Here is a 15,435-nt window from a genome sequence, read left to right as displayed (position 1 = left end):
CCTCGTGTGGGAGACTGGGCGCGGTGTCTCCCCGTCCCGAAACACAGCACGAATCCGCAGGCCCCAGCGAGAGTTTCCTGACGGTCGTCATCGCGTTCGTCTCGAACCTGCTGATCGCCGTTGCCAAGACCGGCGCGGCGATGATCACCGGGTCGGCGTCGCTCGTCGCCGAGGCGGCGCACTCATGGGCCGACACCGGGAACGAGATCCTGCTGCTGATCGCGGAACGTCGCGCCCATCGGCCTCGGGACTCCCGCCATCCGCAGGGATACGGACGCGAGGCCTACATCTGGTCGATGTTCGCCGCGTTCGGACTGTTCGCCGTCGGCGCGGCGGTGTCGGTCCAGCACGGTATCTCCGAACTGCTGTCGCCGGAACCGGCCACGGACTATGGCATCGCCTACGCGGTTCTGGCGATCGCCGCGGTGCTCGAGGGCATCTCCTTCGTCCGGTCCTACCAGCAGGCGAAGCGCGGCGCGGTTAAGCGCCGGATCAGCCTGCTCCGTCAGGTGTTCGCCACATCCGACCCGACCCTGCGCGCCGTCTTCGCCGAGGACGCGGCGGCGCTCATCGGCCTGGCGATCGCCTTCGTCGGCGTGCTCCTGCACCAGGTCACCGGGTCGGCCACGTACGACGCGATCGGGTCCATCCTGGTGGGCCTGCTCCTCGGCGTCGTCGCGATCGTCCTGATCAACCAGAACCGACGGTTCCTGCTCGGGCAGGCGGTCGACGACGCGGTCCAGCAACGGGTTCTCCGGGACCTGCTCGCGCACAGCAACATCGATCGCGTGACCTACCTGCATGTCGAGTACACCGGACCCGTTCAGCTGTTCCTGGTCGCCGCAGTCGATTTCGCGGGCGATGACGTGGAGTCCTCGGTCGCCGTCGCCCTACGGCAACTGGAGAACGAGCTGGAGCGCGACCCGCGGATAGCCGAAGCGGTGCTGACCCTTTCCGCGCCGGGGGATGTCGACCTCGTGCCCGACGCGCCCTGATCTCGCCGGACCCTTCGAGGCTCGTCGCTTGCGCTCCTCGCACCCAGGGAGCAGGGGGTGGCTGCTTCGCTCGCATCTGGAGAGGGAGCAGGGGGGCTTGCGCTCGCATCTGGAGGGAGCAGGGGGTCCGCACCCTCCAAGCTCAGGGCGCGGGATCACTCCGGCGGCGAACGGAACTGGTCCCGCTTCCAGTCGCCGTTGATCTCGTCGCGCTCGCGGACGGCCTCGCGGAAACCGGCGGTCGCGGCGCGCTGCTGGAAGGCGTATCCCTCCCGGGTGTGACGGGAGATCCCGTCGAACACCGTGCTGATCATCCCCGAGTTGGCCACTCCCTGCGCCAGGAGCGCACTGTTGAGTGCGAGTTTGGCCATCACCAGCTGGTTGACCGGCATTCGCGCGATCCGCTCGAGGAGTTCCTCGGTGCGGGCGTCGAGCTCGTCCGCCGGCGGCGCCTCGACGGCCAGCCCCCACTCGTGCGCCTGCCGGCCCGACAGGCAGTCGCCGGTGAACAGCAACCGTTTGGCGCGCTGATCGCCGAGCCGGTGCGCCCACATCCCGGCGGCGGGGATGCCCCACACCCGGGTCGGTGGGTACCCGATCTTCGTGTCGTCGGCGCAGATGATCTGGTCGGCGTAGAGGGCGATGTCCGTGCCGCCCGCGACCGCGAATCCGTGCAGCTTGGCGACCGTCGGCTTGTTCGCGTGCAGCAGGCTGGCGAACCCGCGGTTGAACCTGCTCATCATCGCGTAGTCGATCATGGGATCCCAGGTGCGATTCGGGTCGTGATTGCGCGCCTGCACAACGGGATCGAGGACGGTGCCGGTCCGGGGATCGACAGAGTGCGACGGGTCGCCCCCGTTCTCCGCGAAGATCGACAGGTCGTATCCGCCGCAGAAACCCTTGCCCCGTCCAGACACGACGATCACGTGGACACCCGGGTCGAGATCGGCGCGTTCCACCGCGTGCGACAGTTCGACGGGGGTGTCGATTGTGATCGCGTTGCCCTGATCGGGCCGGTTGAAGGTGATGCGGGCGATCCGGCCGGTGACATCGTAGGTGAGAGTGCGGTATTCGATGTCCGGTCCGCTCGCCGCCCGGCCGGCGAACAACGAATCCTCGCCGTCGCGGAGGCCGTCGCGCCACCCGGCCGGCCGCGACCCGTTCGACTCAGCCATGAGTGTTGCCCTGCACCGTCTTCGGGACCACCCGCTCGATGATCGACGCCGTGTCGACCCCCGACGGCAACGTGCCGAACACGTCGCCCCGGTCGTTGCCGAGTCGGCTCGCGACGAACGCGTCGGCGACCGCCGGGTGCCCGTACCGCACCAGCAAGGACGCCTGCAAGAGCTGGGCCATCCGGCCGACGACCCGGCGAGCCCGGTACTGCATCGCATCGAGGTCACCGAACTCTCGCCGGAGTTCGGCCGCTGCGGCGTCGAGTCTCCGGTCCGCCCCTGTCGCGCAATCGATCTCGTCGAGGAACGCGGTCACCGTGGCCGGTTGCTTGGCCATCGCGCGCAGTACGTCCAGGGCGGCGACGTTGCCCGAGCCCTCCCAGATGGACATGAGGGGCGCCTCCCGATAGAGCCGGGGCATCCGCGACTCCTCCACATACCCGTTGCCGCCGAGGCACTCCAGCGATTCGGCTGCATGGATCGGGGCGCGTTTGCAGACGTAGTACTTGCTGACCGCGAGGGAGATCCGTCGGAGGGCGTCGGCCCGTTCGTCCCCGGCGCCGGCCTTGTCGGTCAGCTCGGCGAGCCAGAGCGCCGTCATCGTCGCGCCCTCCGACTCGACCGCCAGATCGGCGAGAACGTTGCGCATCAACGGCTGATCGACGAGCGCGGCGCCGAATGCCCTGCGATGGGTGGCGTGATGCGCGGCCTGCGCGACGCCGACCCGCATACCGGTCGCCGAGCCGAGAGTGCAGTCCAGGCGGGTCATGTTCACCATCTCGATGATCGTCGCCACCCCGCGGCCCTCCTCGCCGACGAGCCACCCGACCGTGCCGTCGTACTCCACTTCGCTGCTCGCGTTGGAGTGGTTGCCCAGCTTGGCTTTCAACCGCTGGAGCAGAAAGGTGTTGCGCGTCCCGTCGGGAAGGACCCGCGGGACGAAGAAACACGACAACCCGCCCGGCGCTCGGGCGAGCACCAGGAACACGTCGCACATGGGCGCCGAAGTAAACCACTTGTGACCGGTGATGCGGTACGTCCCGTCCGGTTGCGCGACGGCGGTCGTCGTGTTCGCCCGGACATCGGAGCCGCCCTGCTTCTCGGTCATCGACATCCCCGCCGTCAATCCCGCTTTCGACAGCGGGGTGCGCAGCCCCGGGTCGTAGGTCGTGGAGACGAGCAGCGGCTCGTACAGAGCCGCGAGTTCGGGGTTGGCCCGCAATGCCGGGACGACCCCGTAGGTCATCGACATCGGACAACCGTGCCCGGCATCCACCTGCCCCCACACGCTCGACTTCACGGCGCGCTCGAAATGGGCCGTCGGGCTCGGGTCCGACCATGCGGTTCCGCCCAGGCCCAGGCCGATGCCCGTCTGCATGAGGTGGTGGTACGCGGGGTCGTAGACGACCTCGTCCACCCGATTGCCGTACCGGTCATGGGTCCGCAGCTCCGGCGGATGGGATTCGGCGAGATCGCCCCACCCGAGCGCCTCGGCGCCGCCGGCCAGGCGGCCGATCCGGTGCAGTTCCTCGAGCATGTGGTCGGCGCCCGCGCGGTGGACCGCCTCGGAGATGGCCGGATTGTCCGCGGCGTCGAAGTCGACGAGCTCGGGGACCTGATTGGTGACGGCATGGGTGGAGATGGCGGGCCCGCCTTCCTGATCGGAGTCGCGACCCACGCTATTACACTTTTCACACGACCGCCAGAGATCTGTAATATCCCTGCGTGCCGCTGTCCCGGACCTCGCGGACTAGCATCGACGGCGTGCCCGAACGCGTGAACATTCCCAAGCTCACGGCGCGTTCGGTCATCCTCAGCGCCCTTCTCGGCCTCGACTCGCCCGACGCCTCGATCAACGGAATCCTGGCGATGACGACTGATCTCGGGCTCCGCGAATCGACGGTCCGGGTGGCCCTCACACGGCTGGTCGCCGCAGGAGATCTGGAACGCACGAACGGCCGGTGCCGGCTCTCGCCACGACTCGTCGAACGGCAGCGACGACAGGACCGCGCGCTGCATCCGGCGCGCCGCGACTGGGACGGCATGTGGGATCTCGCCGTCGTGACCGTCGGTTCCGAGAGTTCGACCGACCGCGCCCTCCTCCGTGACGCGCTGCAGAAGGCGCGGCTCGGCGAGATCCGGGAGGGAGTCTGGGCGCGTCCCGCCAACCTCGACATCGAGTTCCCGTCATCGGACCTGCGCCGTCGGCTGAACCTCTTCCGAGCCGTTCCCGAAGAGGCATCGGCAGACCTGGCAGCGCGACTGTTCGCGCCGTCGACCTGGGCGGAATCCGCGGTCGACTTGCTCGACGCCCTGGCAACCGCACCCACCGTCGCGGAGCGGTTCGAGGTCGCCGCCGCGTGCGTGCGCCACATCCTGCGCGACCCGCTCCTGCCCGTCGAACTGCTCCCCGAGCCGTGGCCGGGAGACCGTCTCCGCGACGGCTACGAGCGCTTTCGGAACGAGCTCACCGGACTCGCCGCACGGCACCTCACGCCCGACGACGCGTGAACAACCGGCGCCCCACCGACCGTCGACCTCGATCGAGGGGCATCGGCCGGGTCGGGCATCCACGCACGAGGGTGTGCCCGGTCGGGTCCGTTAGGCATGATGGAACCCGATGAACGCGCCCGACCCCGACCGCAGCCGCCCCGCCGACGCCGACGCACCGCACGCGTCGGCATCCGGCCGACCGGCCGGCGGAGCCCGCCGACCAGGCAACATCGCCCGCAATCCGGTCTTCGTGATCCTCGGCGCGATCGTCGTCGGCGCGATCGTGGCGGGCGGGATCGCCTTCACCATGGGCGTCTTCGACGACAGCGGCAGCGTCGGCGGCAGTAACATCGGCGAAGGCGAACGGCTCACCGAGAACGCCTTCACGAAGTCGGTCGCGGGCGACTGCCTCGACTGGCCGGCCGGAAACCCGGGGCAGCCGGTCGACGTGCCGTGCGAGCAGAAGCACCGCTTCGAGGTCGCGGGCGCCATCGACACCGCACTGATCCCGGGTGCCGAGTTCGGCGAGGACGCACTCTGGCCGGGCGCCGAGCGCTTCGCCACGATCCGCGACGAACAGTGTCCGGTGATGGTGGACCAGTATCTCGACGGACGTCTCGACCCGCAGGGCCGCTTCGCGGTGGGCATGATGTACCCCTCGCAGGCGCAGTGGGACAAGGGCGCGCGTCAGCTGCGCTGCGGGGTCCAGGAGAACGGCGCCGACGGTGCGCCGGTCCAGTTCTCCGGTCGGGTCGCCGACCAGAACCAGTCGTACGTCTGGCCCGAGGGAACCTGCGTCGGGATCAACACCGAAACCCGTGCCCCGACCGGGTTCGCGGTGAGCTGCGCTGAGCCGCATGCCTTCCAGACCACCGGGATCGTCGATCTGTCGGTCCGCTTCGGTGACCGGATGTCGAACAAGCCGTGGCCGCCGACGGGTGCGCAGAACAGCTACCTCGGTTCGATCTGCCCGGTCCAGGCCGAGCGGTTCGTGGGCGGGCGAAAGCCGCTCGACGCGACCACGCTCAACGTCCAGTGGTCGGTGCTCAGCGAGCCGAGCTGGCTCGCCGGGAGCCGCAAAGTCGTCTGCTACCTGGGCCTCCCGGACAAGCGCGGCGGGTTCGCGACGCTGGTGGGCGACGCCAAGGGCGGGGCCTTGCTGATCAACGGCCGCGCGCCGGTCGCGCCGCCCGAAGCACCCCCGGGACGTGCCCTGCCGACACCGGTACCGCTGCCTCCGGGGATCGCGCCCAACCCCGACGAAGCACCGGCCCCGGCGGGCTGACGCGATGTCCGTCATGATGTCCGACGACGAGTTCGACGGACTGGTCTCCGACGCGCTGGACACCATCCCGACCGATCTGACCGACGCGATGAACAACGTGGTCATCCTCGTCGAGCCGTTCAATCCCGAGGAGCCGGGCATCCTCGGGCTCTACCACGGTGTCGCGCTCACGATGCGGACCAGCGACTACGGCGGCTTCCTGCCGGACACGATCACCATCTACCGCGACCCCATCCTCGCGATGTGCCACTCGCGGGAGGAGGTCGTCCACGAGGTCGCGGTCACCGTCGTCCACGAGATCGCCCACCACTTCGGCATCGACGACGAGTGGCTGCACGCCAACGGCTGGGGATAGAGGTAAGCGGACCCGGCCGGGTCCGCCCCGGATCGTTCTCGATGTTTGACCTGCGGCGGAACGCGGTACGAGGGGTAGCAGATCGAGCAGCCCTCTATCGCAGGAGTCAGCCCATGTCCTCAGACGCCATCGTCATCCTCCGGGACGACCACAAAGAGATCCGCAAACTGTTCCGCGACTTCAAGTCGCAGGGCGACAACGCCGTCAAGACCAAGGGCAAGATCGTCGACAAGATCATCGAGGCCCTCACCGTGCACACCTACATCGAGAACGAGGTGATGTACCCGGAGATCCGCAAGCGGGTCCCCGATCTGGAGGACGACATCCTGGAATCGTACGAGGAGCACCATGTCGCGGACGTCCTCGTCGTCGAACTCGCGGCACTCTCGCCGGACGCCGAGCGATTCGACGCCAAGACCACCGTCCTCATCGAGAACGTCGAGCACCACATCGAAGAGGAAGAGGACGAGTGGTTCCCGAAGGTCCGAGAAGCCCTGAGCCGCAAGGAGCTCCGGGAGATCGGTGAGGAGATGATGCGTCGCCGGGAGAAGGCCCCCCGCCGGCCGTCGCAACCCTCCGCCCTGAAGAAGACGGTCGACGCCATCATCAAATAGCCCCTGCCCCCTGAGGTGCGAGCCTGGCTCTGGCCTATGGGATTTGAACGTAGTAGGACACGCCCTTGTTGAGGTTCGGGTGGGTGGTGAAGGACATGAGGTTGATGCCTTGTCCGACTCCGCGGAGCTTCACGCGGACCGGCGCCTCTGGTCGTGGTCCGAGGTCCATCGGCACCACTCGTTCGCGGTACTGGATGCCGGACCAGTAGCCGATCGCGACGTTGACCTTGCAGGAGGGGTTGCGGCCCCAGGCGGGTTGGGTGCCGGTGAATCCGCGTGAGGTCAGGTGGATGGTGGCCTGGCCCCGCTTGGCGGGGTTGGTGTCGATTCCGACGTGGATGGCTCCCTGGCAGAAGGCGTTGTTGCCCATGACCCAGATGTCGTCTCCGAGGATGCCGAGTCGTGGTGCTGGCGCTGCTGATGCTGTCGCTGGGACTGCGAGTAGCAGCGCCGACAGTGCGGCGACGGTGACCAGAGCCCGAGTGGTGATCGTCTTCATTGTCATGTGTCGCAACGCTACTGTAGGTGTCGCTGGCGCCTCGGACATCGGCGTCACGGCCCGGTTGGGCTCCCGCATCGGGCATCAATCGCACTGCTACGTGCAGCTTTTGCCCACGTCACCGAGCGGAGGCTGTGTCCATGCGTTTGAGCGATACCCAAGCGGTCGAGGGCCGGGCGTCCCGAACGTGGGTGCCCGGCCCTCTCGGGGGTTATCCGTAGATCACCTCGCCGTAGATGCCGGCTTGGGCGATGACGTCGGCGGTGATGGCGTCGACGTCGCCGGCGTCGTTGCTGCGGCTGGCCGCTCGGATGAGGTTCCGCAGGTAGTCGGAGTCGGAGACCGCTACCGAGCCGTCGGCGACGGCGTTGATCCCGCGGGCGATCGTGTCGAGGGTGATCTCGTGTACTACGTCTTCGAGGTCTTCGATGACGGCGCGCTGGGTGGTGCTCCACCGGTATTCGATGCACCTCGACCAGTAGCCGATGCCACCTTCGAGGGCGCAGACGTAGATGTCGGTGAGGAACTGGGTGCGGGCGTTGGTGCGAGTGGTCATGGTGACTCCTTCCGATTGCGTGACCCGGTGTCGCGTCCACCCTTGGGGACACGGTGAGGGTGGGCGGTCAACCCCGTAGAGCGCAGCGTGGGTTGAGGGGTCGGGCCCCCGGCGTGTCACGCTGAAAAGACTTGTGACAGAACTATTGTCAATGCATCGTGGTCAGAGAGGTTGTTCTGTGCGGCGTCAGCCGCTCCGAGGTCTGCATCGAGCTGGTCGGCGAGCGCGGCCAGGGCTCTTAACGGCCGTGTCTCGCGGGGCCACGCTGGATTGAGAAGAGTGGCGACGGCACGCGATGCTTAGCGATTCGTAATAGTGCGCGTGCCAGATGCGATATGGGTGGGTGAGGATGGCGCCCGACCGCCGGGGAGGACGACTCGGGCGCCATCCTCGTCCGCGGTCCGGCGGGCGGATGTTCCGGTGCGCGCGGCGCGCCTACGACAGCCAGCCGAGCGGTACCGGTTACGTCACGTGACGAACAACGATGTCGATTTCTCTCGGAATCGTATCTGCCGCAGTTGTTTTCAGGTGCCGATTACTTATCTGGCTATCGGCCTTCTCCTGCGTCTCGGGTGGCGAGGATGTTGATGAGGGTCAGGATGCTGTGACGGTGATGCTCGGGAAGTCGGTGGATGTCGGCGGCCAGCCGATACAGGTGGGGCCATGCGGCGTTGGCCGCCCGTACTCGCTGCGCCATCGACTGATCGCGATGTTGGTGGTGGAACTCTCGGGTGAAGAACGCGATGTCCACACCGAATCTGTCGGCGATTGCCGCGATGATGGTGAAGCCCGGTTCGGTCGCCCGGCCTGTCCGCAATGAGCTGAGCATCGGTTCTTTCAACCGCCCTGGGCTGGTCTGGTTGGCGCGCCGACACACTTCCCGCCCGGTCGGCCGCACGCCGGGCGCCGGGCCGGGTGCGTGCTCGAACAGCGCGTTGACCAGCTCCACCCACGGCAAGCACTTGCTCATGACCGCGTCGGCGACGGTTGGGTTGCCGTTCGGCGACTCTGTCACCAGCACACCCCCTCTTTCCCCGGATCAGGCGACCCCGGTCGATTCGCAGGCAGCGCCTGAACCCCGACGACCCCGCCTCATCGCTGTGTGTGGCATCCCACACGAAGTTCGCTAGTTGCTGCTAGCGGATCATATGTTAACTTTCGTGCATCGTGTCGTCCGGGAGACTCTGTCCGGCCATCACCTCGGGGAGTGCAGAGACATGGGCGTGAAGCGTCGGTTGGTCACTATCGGTGCCGGTGTGTTGATGACCGCAGCTGCGACTATCGCTGCTGCCCCGATCGCCTCGGCGGTGAGTTACACCCCGGTACCGGGCGGCGGAGTTGTTCATCTAAATCCCGGGGAAGCCCGCACGGTCCACGACGCTCGTGTCGGTGGCGCGGTGGATGCGCTGCTGCCGCAGTACGGACGTAGCCAGAGCGGCCGCACGCTTGGGCAGGGAGTGCAATTCTATTCCGGCGCAGCCGCTTCCCTGAACCGAACCATGCACGTGGACTACCGAAACCTTCCCGGCGGGACACTGATCAGGATCAGCACCCACCGCTGAGCGCAGCAGCACGACCAGCAGCGCCAACCGGAATTGTTCATCCATCGTGGGCCGCGGCGCACGGCCAACTGACGTCGTGCGATCAAGCCTCGCCCTGCGGTGACCGTGGCCTGTCTGCACCCCACTCCCACATCTGAGGAAAAACCTATGAACCTGTGGTTCATCGAGCTACTGGGGACCTGGCTCTGGAATAGCTAGCCCCGTCCTTCACCCACTGTGCAGCCCCCATCGACCGGCAGGAGAGTAGCCATGTTCGGCAGCCCTCGAAGAAACCCGATGCGCCACGCCGTGGTGGTAGCGCTAGCTACCAGCGCCGCGCTGTCAGCTCTCGTATGCGGACCGGGCCCAGCAGCCGCAGCTCCCGCCCCGCTGGCGTCGACCTATGACCGGCTCGTCACCGACGACGGGTGGAAGATCGAGCTGCGCGCCTCGGAGTTGGTGGTCAACCCGATGTCGAACATCGCCAACAGCTTCGCCTCCCGCGAAGGATGGGTCTCCGCGCGCGTCGGAGCGCTGATCACCCCAGCCGCGGGCCGTACCCCCTCACAACCAGTGAGTTCGGGTGTGCTCGAACAATTCCTGGTCATCGGATGCCAGATCGACATCTCCGACGGCGCGACGTTCGGGTTCGGATCATCCTTCGGCCCGAACGCCAACGTCACCATCTCCGGGCAACCAGGCGCGTCGATCGGCGGATCAGCGTCGGTGTCGCCGTCGATCTCCTCCAAGCTCAAACCCGGAACCATCAACGAGATATCGCTCGGTAAGAAGACGTTGCAGACCAATCGGGCCTCGATCCGCGCCAAACGCGTCCACGTCCGCGTGGACGGGTGCGCCGGCCCGGTCACCGTCCGGGTGATCGTACGGCTATCAGTGTCCACACCGACCGCCGATGACACCCTCAACCTCTACTCGGCGCGGATGTGGCTGTAATGCACCCGAACCCGGTGAACCTGGGCGACCAGGCAGACACGCACGTGCCGTCAGCGTGGCGGGGGTGGCTGCCGGTCCTGGCCGTACTGCTGGCAGTCGCTCTGGCCACGATCACGACGCTGGTGTTGATCAGCACCCCGGCCGCGAACGCGGAAACCCCCGCCGAGCGGTGCGCACGCGAGACCGCCGCCTACAACAGCGCCTGGGCCCAAACCTGGGCGGCGTCCAACGGCAAACCCGCCAACCAAGCCCCACCACCACCGGTGCCGTACGTGTGTGTTGATCCCGGCCCGCCGACCTCGTCAACCACCCCACCACCGTCGGTGACCGCACCAACCATCCCGACCGAGACCAACACCCCAGACACCGGCGGACCGAACATCGGCGCTCACGCACCCACCGACATCCCCACCGCCGGCCAAACCCCCATCGTCCCGATCCCGGGCCAACAGCCGCCGCCGGGCACACCGCGGGTCGACCCACCCACCCCCGCGGCCGCTGAACGGCCACAACCACTGCCAGAGATTCCCGGTCGCGTCGAGGTCGATCGAGCTGGTGAACCTGCTGCCCCAACACGCAGCATTGACGGACAGGCGCGCCCCGCCGAGATCCCTGGCGATCAAGCCACCTACGACATCGTGTCGAAATCGCCCACGCTGCAGGCCCAGTGGAAGCAGATCAAAGACGACTGGAGGGTTGAGTACCGCGATGGGGAGGGTTCCTACACCAGTTACCGAGACAGGTTGGTCGTCATCCAGAAAGGCTCGCCGACAGCGGAGGCGCAACTGATTGCGCACGAGTTCGGGCATGCGGTGTACCCGCTCACGATCGACCACTCTTCCACAGAGTCCTGCATCAACTCTCAGCTCGACAACGAGGGTGCGGCGACCTTCAACAACATCAAGATCCAGCGCGAGATCATCGCCAACGGCGGCCCTGACATCGGCATCGCCGGCGGAAACGAAGCCGGATTCAACGCCATCTACGATGAGTACCTTGGCAGCCAACGCAGTGACGCCGAGTATCAGAAGGCCATTCGCAAGATGGGCGCCTTCTACGGCGAAAACCTAAACCCCTCGACCGCACCAGAACTCAACTACCGCCAGTACTACGAGAAGGGCTGCAACTGATGGCACTCACTCGACCACGATCGACGATGATGACCACGGCCGCGGCCACGCTCGCGGCGGCAGTGATGGTGGCGACCAGCGCGTGTGGAGGAGGAGACACAGTGAGCAACGCCAGCACACCCGGCATGCCTGCTGATCCCACGGTGTGGCAGTTCATCGACACCGCCAGCGCCCATATGCCCCTGACCCAGGAATCGACGTCGACACTCCTGGATACCCCGGCCGAGCAGATCCTGCCCCGACGTTGGGAAACCGAGCCGATCACTCTAGGCACACACCTGAAAAACGTTGCCTCGACGATCTTCTACACCGACGACCAGCAGTGGGAACGCACCTACCTGAAGTTCACGCCCGACACGTGCATCACCCTCGACGGACTCAAAGCACAGTACCCCGACATCACCCTCGAACGACTGGCCTCCGGCCACTCGCCAAAGGAAGTCAACGAGTACGGCACGACCCGCGACAACACCCACTTCATCTTCACCATCGAGGCCGGTAGCGGCTGCCTCACTGGCGTTGACCTCTCGCCGAAGCAGTAGCCGAGCCGCGGATCGGCTGTCGCCCGGATATGCCCTCTCCTACAGCACCTCCAGCTCGACTCACTGTCCAGTGGCGCCCCGGTCGTCGGGTCAGGCGAGTCGGGGTGGTCAAAGAGTGAGATCGGTAATCGTCTTGCCGAGCTACGCCTCGACCGGTACCGCTACCGCGACCGCTTGATTCAATGCGGCGTCCTTTCTTCACGGTCCGGAGCGCGTCCGCAGGCTGGGCCGGTCTTTATCCGTAGACGAGGGAGCCGAAGAGTGCTGCTTGAACGATGGCGTCTGTATCTGTCGCGTCGATGGTCTCGGCATCGTGGGTGCGGTCAGCGGCGGCGATCCTACGACGCTGTCCATCCGGGATCATCGCTGCGCCACTGACGATGGAGTTCACGCCCCGGGCGATCGTGTCGAGGGTGATCACATGCGGATTGCCGGAGATTTTCTCGACGGTCGCTCGCGGATCACTGCTCCAGCGATAGTCGGTGCAGGTTGGCCAGTAGCCGATGCCGCTTCAAGTGCGCAGGGGTAAACGTCGGCCAAGAACTCGGTGCGCACCGTGGTCCGCGTTGCCATGATCGGCCTCCTCGAACTGCGAGTTTGGGTTGCATGACGTCACTGGTGACGAAATATACAGTAGCGCAATGCGTTTCGCCGATAATCTACCTTATGTCAAGTAGAATCCTGCATATTGGATCCAATGCATCTGATGAGACATCAAAGCAGTGACCACCGGCACCATGCCAGGCCTGGGGTCAGCGATCCGAAAGCAGCTGGCCGTAGACGTCTCTGATAGTGGCCAGCACGTCGGCTGGCCGTAGCTGCATATTCTTGCCTACCAGCGAGCGGTCCAGCGCGCTGCCGTCCTTAATGGAGTCCGGGACCAGGATGTGCCAGAGGAAACCCTGCGGCATTGGTGGCACGCCAGCGTCTCCGATGTAGGCATTGATCGCTGCACAATCGCGTTGGCGTCGTCCTCGCTGAATGGGTCCCAGCGCACGGTCTCTTCGCCCGTCGAACGACCGGTATACACCGTCTTTACTGGCGGGCGTGCATCTACTGGGAACTCGGACCGAAAACATCGCGACGGTCCCGCAGCCCATGCCGTCAATGCCCCGTGGCCGTTCTCGATCGCGATCACGTACTTGCCCGGTTCGATGCCGGCTGGTGGCTCCCCACATCCGGCCGGGACCGTTTGGTACTCGCTCCATGTCTGGCTCATGACCTGGATTTTGCCGTATCTGTCGCGTTCCAACGCGTAGTCGCCGGACGGGTAGGACTTGCAACGACTCACCGGTCGCTGCAACCGTTATATGCAGCGACCAAATATGCAGGGTTACCAGCAACCTTGACATAAGGCGCGGCGCCGCCCCGCTGCTGTCCTTCCCTCGGACCCGAGATCACCGAAATACAAGCTCTACCCCCCGACGGCATAGGCCGCCAGTCGCGGCCTATTGTTGCCCATCAGCTGCGTTAGCAGGGAAACTGTAGCGGTGTCGGGCGGGCACCTCCGCCAGCGGAGCACTCCGTCGGCCTACGACGCTCTCAGCGGAGCCCTGGGTGTGACGCCCGCCGGAACAACCCACCCCAGACGCGCTACGTTCCGTTAGTGAATCAAGACGCAGGTGGATCGTCAGTGCCGACCGCATTGCGGTTCTCGCTTCCGTTCGCAACGCTTGGCTTCGCGCTGGGCGTTCTAGCGGCCGTTGGATGGCGCTACACCGTTCCGCGACTGCTCTTCGATACCGCCCCGCCGCAGCTGCCAGCAGGCAAAACTGGGTACATGCTCGTGGTCAACTCACTGGAGTGGGTGACCGGGCCGACATGGTGGCCGGCTTTCGCCCTCTTACCCGCTATTGGCTTCGCTACCGGACTCATCGTCGGGATTCTGGTCGCGCGTTGTGTACGAGGTCTCAGTGCCCGCCTTCAGGCCGCCGCAGCGGTGCTGGGGTGCGGCGTCGTCGGTGCGCTCACAGGTTTGGCCGGTGCAGTGTTTGCTCATCGGGAGCAGCCCAGGATCGGGTTTATCAACACCGATGGACCGACCTCGATTGACTACAACAACCTCGACGGCCACCCGCTGGTGCACGGCGCGCCGCCACTATGGGATCTCAGTCCGACGTACCTAACGTTTCCCGTGGTCGGCTTCTTAGTCGGGGTTGCAACCGCCACGATCGCCATAGGCACCCGCCGTTTGCGACATCCCTCGTCAAAAGGGTTCCGTACCGACAAGCCGCGGCTGAGGTGATCTGGCCCGAACACGACGCCCAGAACAAACCTCGAATACAGCTGCGCCACAGCGGGTTCAAGGCTTGCCATCAGCGAAGACGTGGGGCTCAGGCTCGATGGCCTGGTGCAGCTACTTCGGTTACAACTCGATAACCTGCGGGTTGGTGTCAATGATGCATCAGATGAGACTCTCTAGGCTCGTCTCACGTCGTCTGTAGCGCGCACCGGCGACCTGGGACACTCGGTCACGTGGACGAGATCAGCGACGTTGGTGAGAAAGCGGCGGTCATCCTTCGAACTGCGGGAGTCGAACTCGCCCCTGGGCTCACCGACGCCGAGTTCGATGCAGTCACAGAGCAGCATGGGTTCAGGTTCAACCCCGACCATCACAGTCTGCTTGCGACCGCTTTGCCCGTCGGAGACCGTTGGCCCGACTGGCGCAATGGCGATGAGACGTATCTGCGTCAGATGCTCGACTGGCCGGCCCGCGGAATGGTCTTCGACGCACTTCGCCAGGACCCGCCATTCTGGGGCGCCTCATGGGGCCACCGGCCGGCAGCAGAAAGTGACGTCGAGGCGGTCACGCGGCGTGAGTTGGCAAAGTGGCCACGGCTCATACCGGTCTTCGGCCATCGCATGACACCTGCAGCTCCCTCACCGTCTGGGTCGCCGGTGTTCTCTGTCTGGCAGACCGACGTCATCTTCTACGGGGCCGATCTCCTCGAGTACCTCGAGAACGAGATGGCCGGGTACGGAATTCGGCACCTCTCCCCTAGAAGAGTCGACGTTCCTTACTGGACCAAGTTTGTCGAGGCAGCTAACAGCGCCGATGTGATCTGATGTCGCCGACGGAAGGACCATCACGCAGGGCGGTGTTCGGCCGCTCAGCGCACCCGATCTTGCCAGTGTCCTCATCGACCTCGATCTCTCGACGACGCTCTGCCTAGGAACACGCAGTGAACGAATATGCGGTGATACCAGCAAGGCACTGATGGTGTCACGCCCGACTCGTTCCTGGGCGGAATGCTCAACGGCCATGGCGTGTGCCGCTGGTCAAGTCCCAAGTAGTG

The 15,435-nt window shown here is 65.8% G+C and carries 18 protein-coding genes and 1 pseudogene; 11 read left to right on the top strand and 8 right to left on the bottom strand.

The features are described from left to right. The first annotated feature begins 23 nt into the window (after positions 1-23). Positions 24-995, top strand: a complete 972-nt coding sequence (locus tag AMD30_RS17290) for a cation diffusion facilitator family transporter (RefSeq protein ID WP_055476470.1) — start codon at positions 24-26, stop codon at positions 993-995. A gap of 155 nt (positions 996-1,150) precedes the next feature. Here AMD30_RS17290 and AMD30_RS17285 read toward each other — a convergent pair whose 3' ends face one another. Both AMD30_RS17285 and AMD30_RS17280 read right to left on the bottom strand, forming a co-directional pair. Beyond that, positions 1,151-2,170 (bottom strand): crotonase/enoyl-CoA hydratase family protein, encoded by a 1,020-nt coding sequence (locus AMD30_RS17285; RefSeq protein WP_010844417.1) that lies wholly within the window; start codon positions 2,168-2,170, stop codon positions 1,151-1,153. Next, positions 2,163-3,812, bottom strand: a complete 1,650-nt coding sequence (locus AMD30_RS17280) for an acyl-CoA dehydrogenase family protein (protein WP_055476494.1) — start codon at positions 3,810-3,812, stop codon at positions 2,163-2,165. Before AMD30_RS17280 ends, AMD30_RS17285 begins: the two co-directional genes overlap by 8 nt. Positions 3,813-3,934: 122 nt before the next feature. Here AMD30_RS17280 and AMD30_RS17275 point away from each other — a divergent pair, with 122 nt between their 5' ends. The 4 genes from AMD30_RS17275 (at position 3,935) to AMD30_RS17260 (ending at position 6,917) form a co-directional block, all read left to right on the top strand. Beyond that, positions 3,935-4,681, top strand: coding sequence for a PaaX family transcriptional regulator C-terminal domain-containing protein (locus AMD30_RS17275; protein WP_083888923.1), 747 nt, complete (start codon positions 3,935-3,937; stop codon positions 4,679-4,681). Between the two features lie 109 nt (positions 4,682-4,790). Then, a complete protein-coding gene (locus tag AMD30_RS17270) occupies positions 4,791-5,948 on the top strand; it encodes a septum formation family protein (RefSeq protein WP_010844414.1) in 1,158 nt (385 codons plus the stop codon). A 4-nt stretch (positions 5,949-5,952) separates the two neighbouring features. Next, a complete protein-coding gene (locus AMD30_RS17265; protein ID WP_010844413.1) occupies positions 5,953-6,303 on the top strand; it encodes a metallopeptidase family protein in 351 nt (116 codons plus the stop codon). Positions 6,304-6,416: 113 nt separating this feature from the next. Next, positions 6,417-6,917, top strand: a complete 501-nt coding sequence (locus AMD30_RS17260; RefSeq protein WP_010844412.1) for a hemerythrin domain-containing protein — start codon at positions 6,417-6,419, stop codon at positions 6,915-6,917. 34 nt (positions 6,918-6,951) lie between these two features. Here AMD30_RS17260 and AMD30_RS17255 read toward each other — a convergent pair whose 3' ends face one another. From AMD30_RS17255 to AMD30_RS25520, 3 genes are all read right to left on the bottom strand, one after another. Then, entirely contained in the window at positions 6,952-7,422 is a 471-nt protein-coding gene (locus AMD30_RS17255) for a hypothetical protein (RefSeq protein ID WP_055476469.1), read from the bottom strand. Positions 7,423-7,627: 205 nt separating this feature from the next. Continuing rightward, positions 7,628-7,972: a hypothetical protein gene (locus AMD30_RS17250; protein WP_055476468.1), complete on the bottom strand. Its 345-nt coding sequence runs from the start codon at positions 7,970-7,972 to the stop codon at positions 7,628-7,630. Positions 7,973-8,519: 547 nt separating this feature from the next. After that, positions 8,520-8,987: a hypothetical protein gene (locus AMD30_RS25520; protein WP_231632764.1), complete on the bottom strand. Its 468-nt coding sequence runs from the start codon at positions 8,985-8,987 to the stop codon at positions 8,520-8,522. A 202-nt stretch (positions 8,988-9,189) separates the two neighbouring features. Here AMD30_RS25520 and AMD30_RS25085 point away from each other — a divergent pair, with 202 nt between their 5' ends. The 4 genes from AMD30_RS25085 to AMD30_RS17225 all read left to right on the top strand — a co-directional run bounded on the left by AMD30_RS25085 (position 9,190) and on the right by AMD30_RS17225 (position 12,139). Continuing rightward, positions 9,190-9,534 (top strand): hypothetical protein, encoded by a 345-nt coding sequence (locus AMD30_RS25085; RefSeq protein ID WP_156354312.1) that lies wholly within the window; start codon positions 9,190-9,192, stop codon positions 9,532-9,534. A 276-nt stretch (positions 9,535-9,810) separates the two neighbouring features. Beyond that, positions 9,811-10,467 (top strand): MspA family porin, encoded by a 657-nt coding sequence (locus AMD30_RS17235; protein ID WP_055476466.1) that lies wholly within the window; start codon positions 9,811-9,813, stop codon positions 10,465-10,467. After that, complete coding sequence (locus AMD30_RS25515; protein WP_231632763.1) at positions 10,467-11,597, top strand: hypothetical protein; 1,131 nt, start codon at positions 10,467-10,469, stop codon at positions 11,595-11,597. The genes AMD30_RS17235 and AMD30_RS25515 overlap by 1 nt, the downstream gene beginning before the upstream one ends. 26 nt (positions 11,598-11,623) lie before the next feature. Further along, positions 11,624-12,139 carry a hypothetical protein gene (locus tag AMD30_RS17225; RefSeq protein ID WP_231632762.1) on the top strand — a complete coding sequence of 172 codons (516 nt, stop codon included), beginning with the start codon at positions 11,624-11,626 and terminating at the stop codon, positions 12,137-12,139. A gap of 235 nt (positions 12,140-12,374) precedes the next feature. Here AMD30_RS17225 and AMD30_RS25510 read toward each other — a convergent pair whose 3' ends face one another. From AMD30_RS25510 to AMD30_RS25815, 3 genes and pseudogenes are all read right to left on the bottom strand, one after another. Further along, positions 12,375-12,560, bottom strand: a complete 186-nt coding sequence (locus AMD30_RS25510; protein ID WP_231632761.1) for a hypothetical protein — start codon at positions 12,558-12,560, stop codon at positions 12,375-12,377. Between the two features lie 331 nt (positions 12,561-12,891). Then, positions 12,892-13,218, bottom strand: coding sequence for a DUF5956 family protein (locus tag AMD30_RS25820; RefSeq protein ID WP_442902721.1), 327 nt, complete (start codon positions 13,216-13,218; stop codon positions 12,892-12,894). Then, positions 13,107-13,358, bottom strand: a pseudogene (locus AMD30_RS25815) (DUF5956 family protein); the annotation flags it as partial. The gene AMD30_RS25820 and the pseudogene AMD30_RS25815, both read right to left, overlap by 112 nt. Positions 13,359-13,772: 414 nt before the next feature. Between AMD30_RS25815 and AMD30_RS25080 the strand changes: the two are divergent. Further along, positions 13,773-14,384 (top strand): hypothetical protein, encoded by a 612-nt coding sequence (locus tag AMD30_RS25080; RefSeq protein WP_156354310.1) that lies wholly within the window; start codon positions 13,773-13,775, stop codon positions 14,382-14,384. 230 nt (positions 14,385-14,614) lie between these two features. Next, entirely contained in the window at positions 14,615-15,205 is a 591-nt protein-coding gene (locus tag AMD30_RS17215; RefSeq protein ID WP_055476465.1) for a hypothetical protein, read from the top strand. Positions 15,206-15,435: the final 230 nt, after the last annotated feature.

This window comes from Gordonia sp. HS-NH1 (assembly GCF_001418765.1).
GTDB lineage: Bacteria > Actinomycetota > Actinomycetes > Mycobacteriales > Mycobacteriaceae > Gordonia.
This window is presented reverse-complemented; position numbering and strand designations above follow the sequence as displayed.

Excerpts from the sequence above, each read along its gene's own strand:
- AMD30_RS17285 (WP_010844417.1), bottom strand. The coding sequence starts at position 2,170 with ATGGCTGAGTCGAACGGGTCGCGGCCGGCCGGGTGGCGCGACGGCCTC.
- AMD30_RS17270 (WP_010844414.1), top strand. The coding sequence starts at position 4,791 with ATGAACGCGCCCGACCCCGACCGCAGCCGCCCCGCCGACGCCGACGCA.
- AMD30_RS17265 (WP_010844413.1), top strand. The coding sequence starts at position 5,953 with ATGTCCGTCATGATGTCCGACGACGAGTTCGACGGACTGGTCTCCGAC.
- AMD30_RS17260 (WP_010844412.1), top strand. The coding sequence starts at position 6,417 with ATGTCCTCAGACGCCATCGTCATCCTCCGGGACGACCACAAAGAGATC.
- AMD30_RS17255 (WP_055476469.1), bottom strand. The coding sequence starts at position 7,422 with ATGACAATGAAGACGATCACCACTCGGGCTCTGGTCACCGTCGCCGCA.
- AMD30_RS17250 (WP_055476468.1), bottom strand. The coding sequence starts at position 7,972 with ATGACCACTCGCACCAACGCCCGCACCCAGTTCCTCACCGACATCTAC.
- AMD30_RS25085 (WP_156354312.1), top strand. The coding sequence starts at position 9,190 with ATGGGCGTGAAGCGTCGGTTGGTCACTATCGGTGCCGGTGTGTTGATG.
- AMD30_RS17235 (WP_055476466.1), top strand. The coding sequence starts at position 9,811 with ATGCGCCACGCCGTGGTGGTAGCGCTAGCTACCAGCGCCGCGCTGTCA.
- AMD30_RS25515 (WP_231632763.1), top strand. The coding sequence starts at position 10,467 with ATGCACCCGAACCCGGTGAACCTGGGCGACCAGGCAGACACGCACGTG.
- AMD30_RS17225 (WP_231632762.1), top strand. The coding sequence starts at position 11,624 with ATGATGACCACGGCCGCGGCCACGCTCGCGGCGGCAGTGATGGTGGCG.
- AMD30_RS25820 (WP_442902721.1), bottom strand. The coding sequence starts at position 13,218 with ATGTTTTCGGTCCGAGTTCCCAGTAGATGCACGCCCGCCAGTAAAGAC.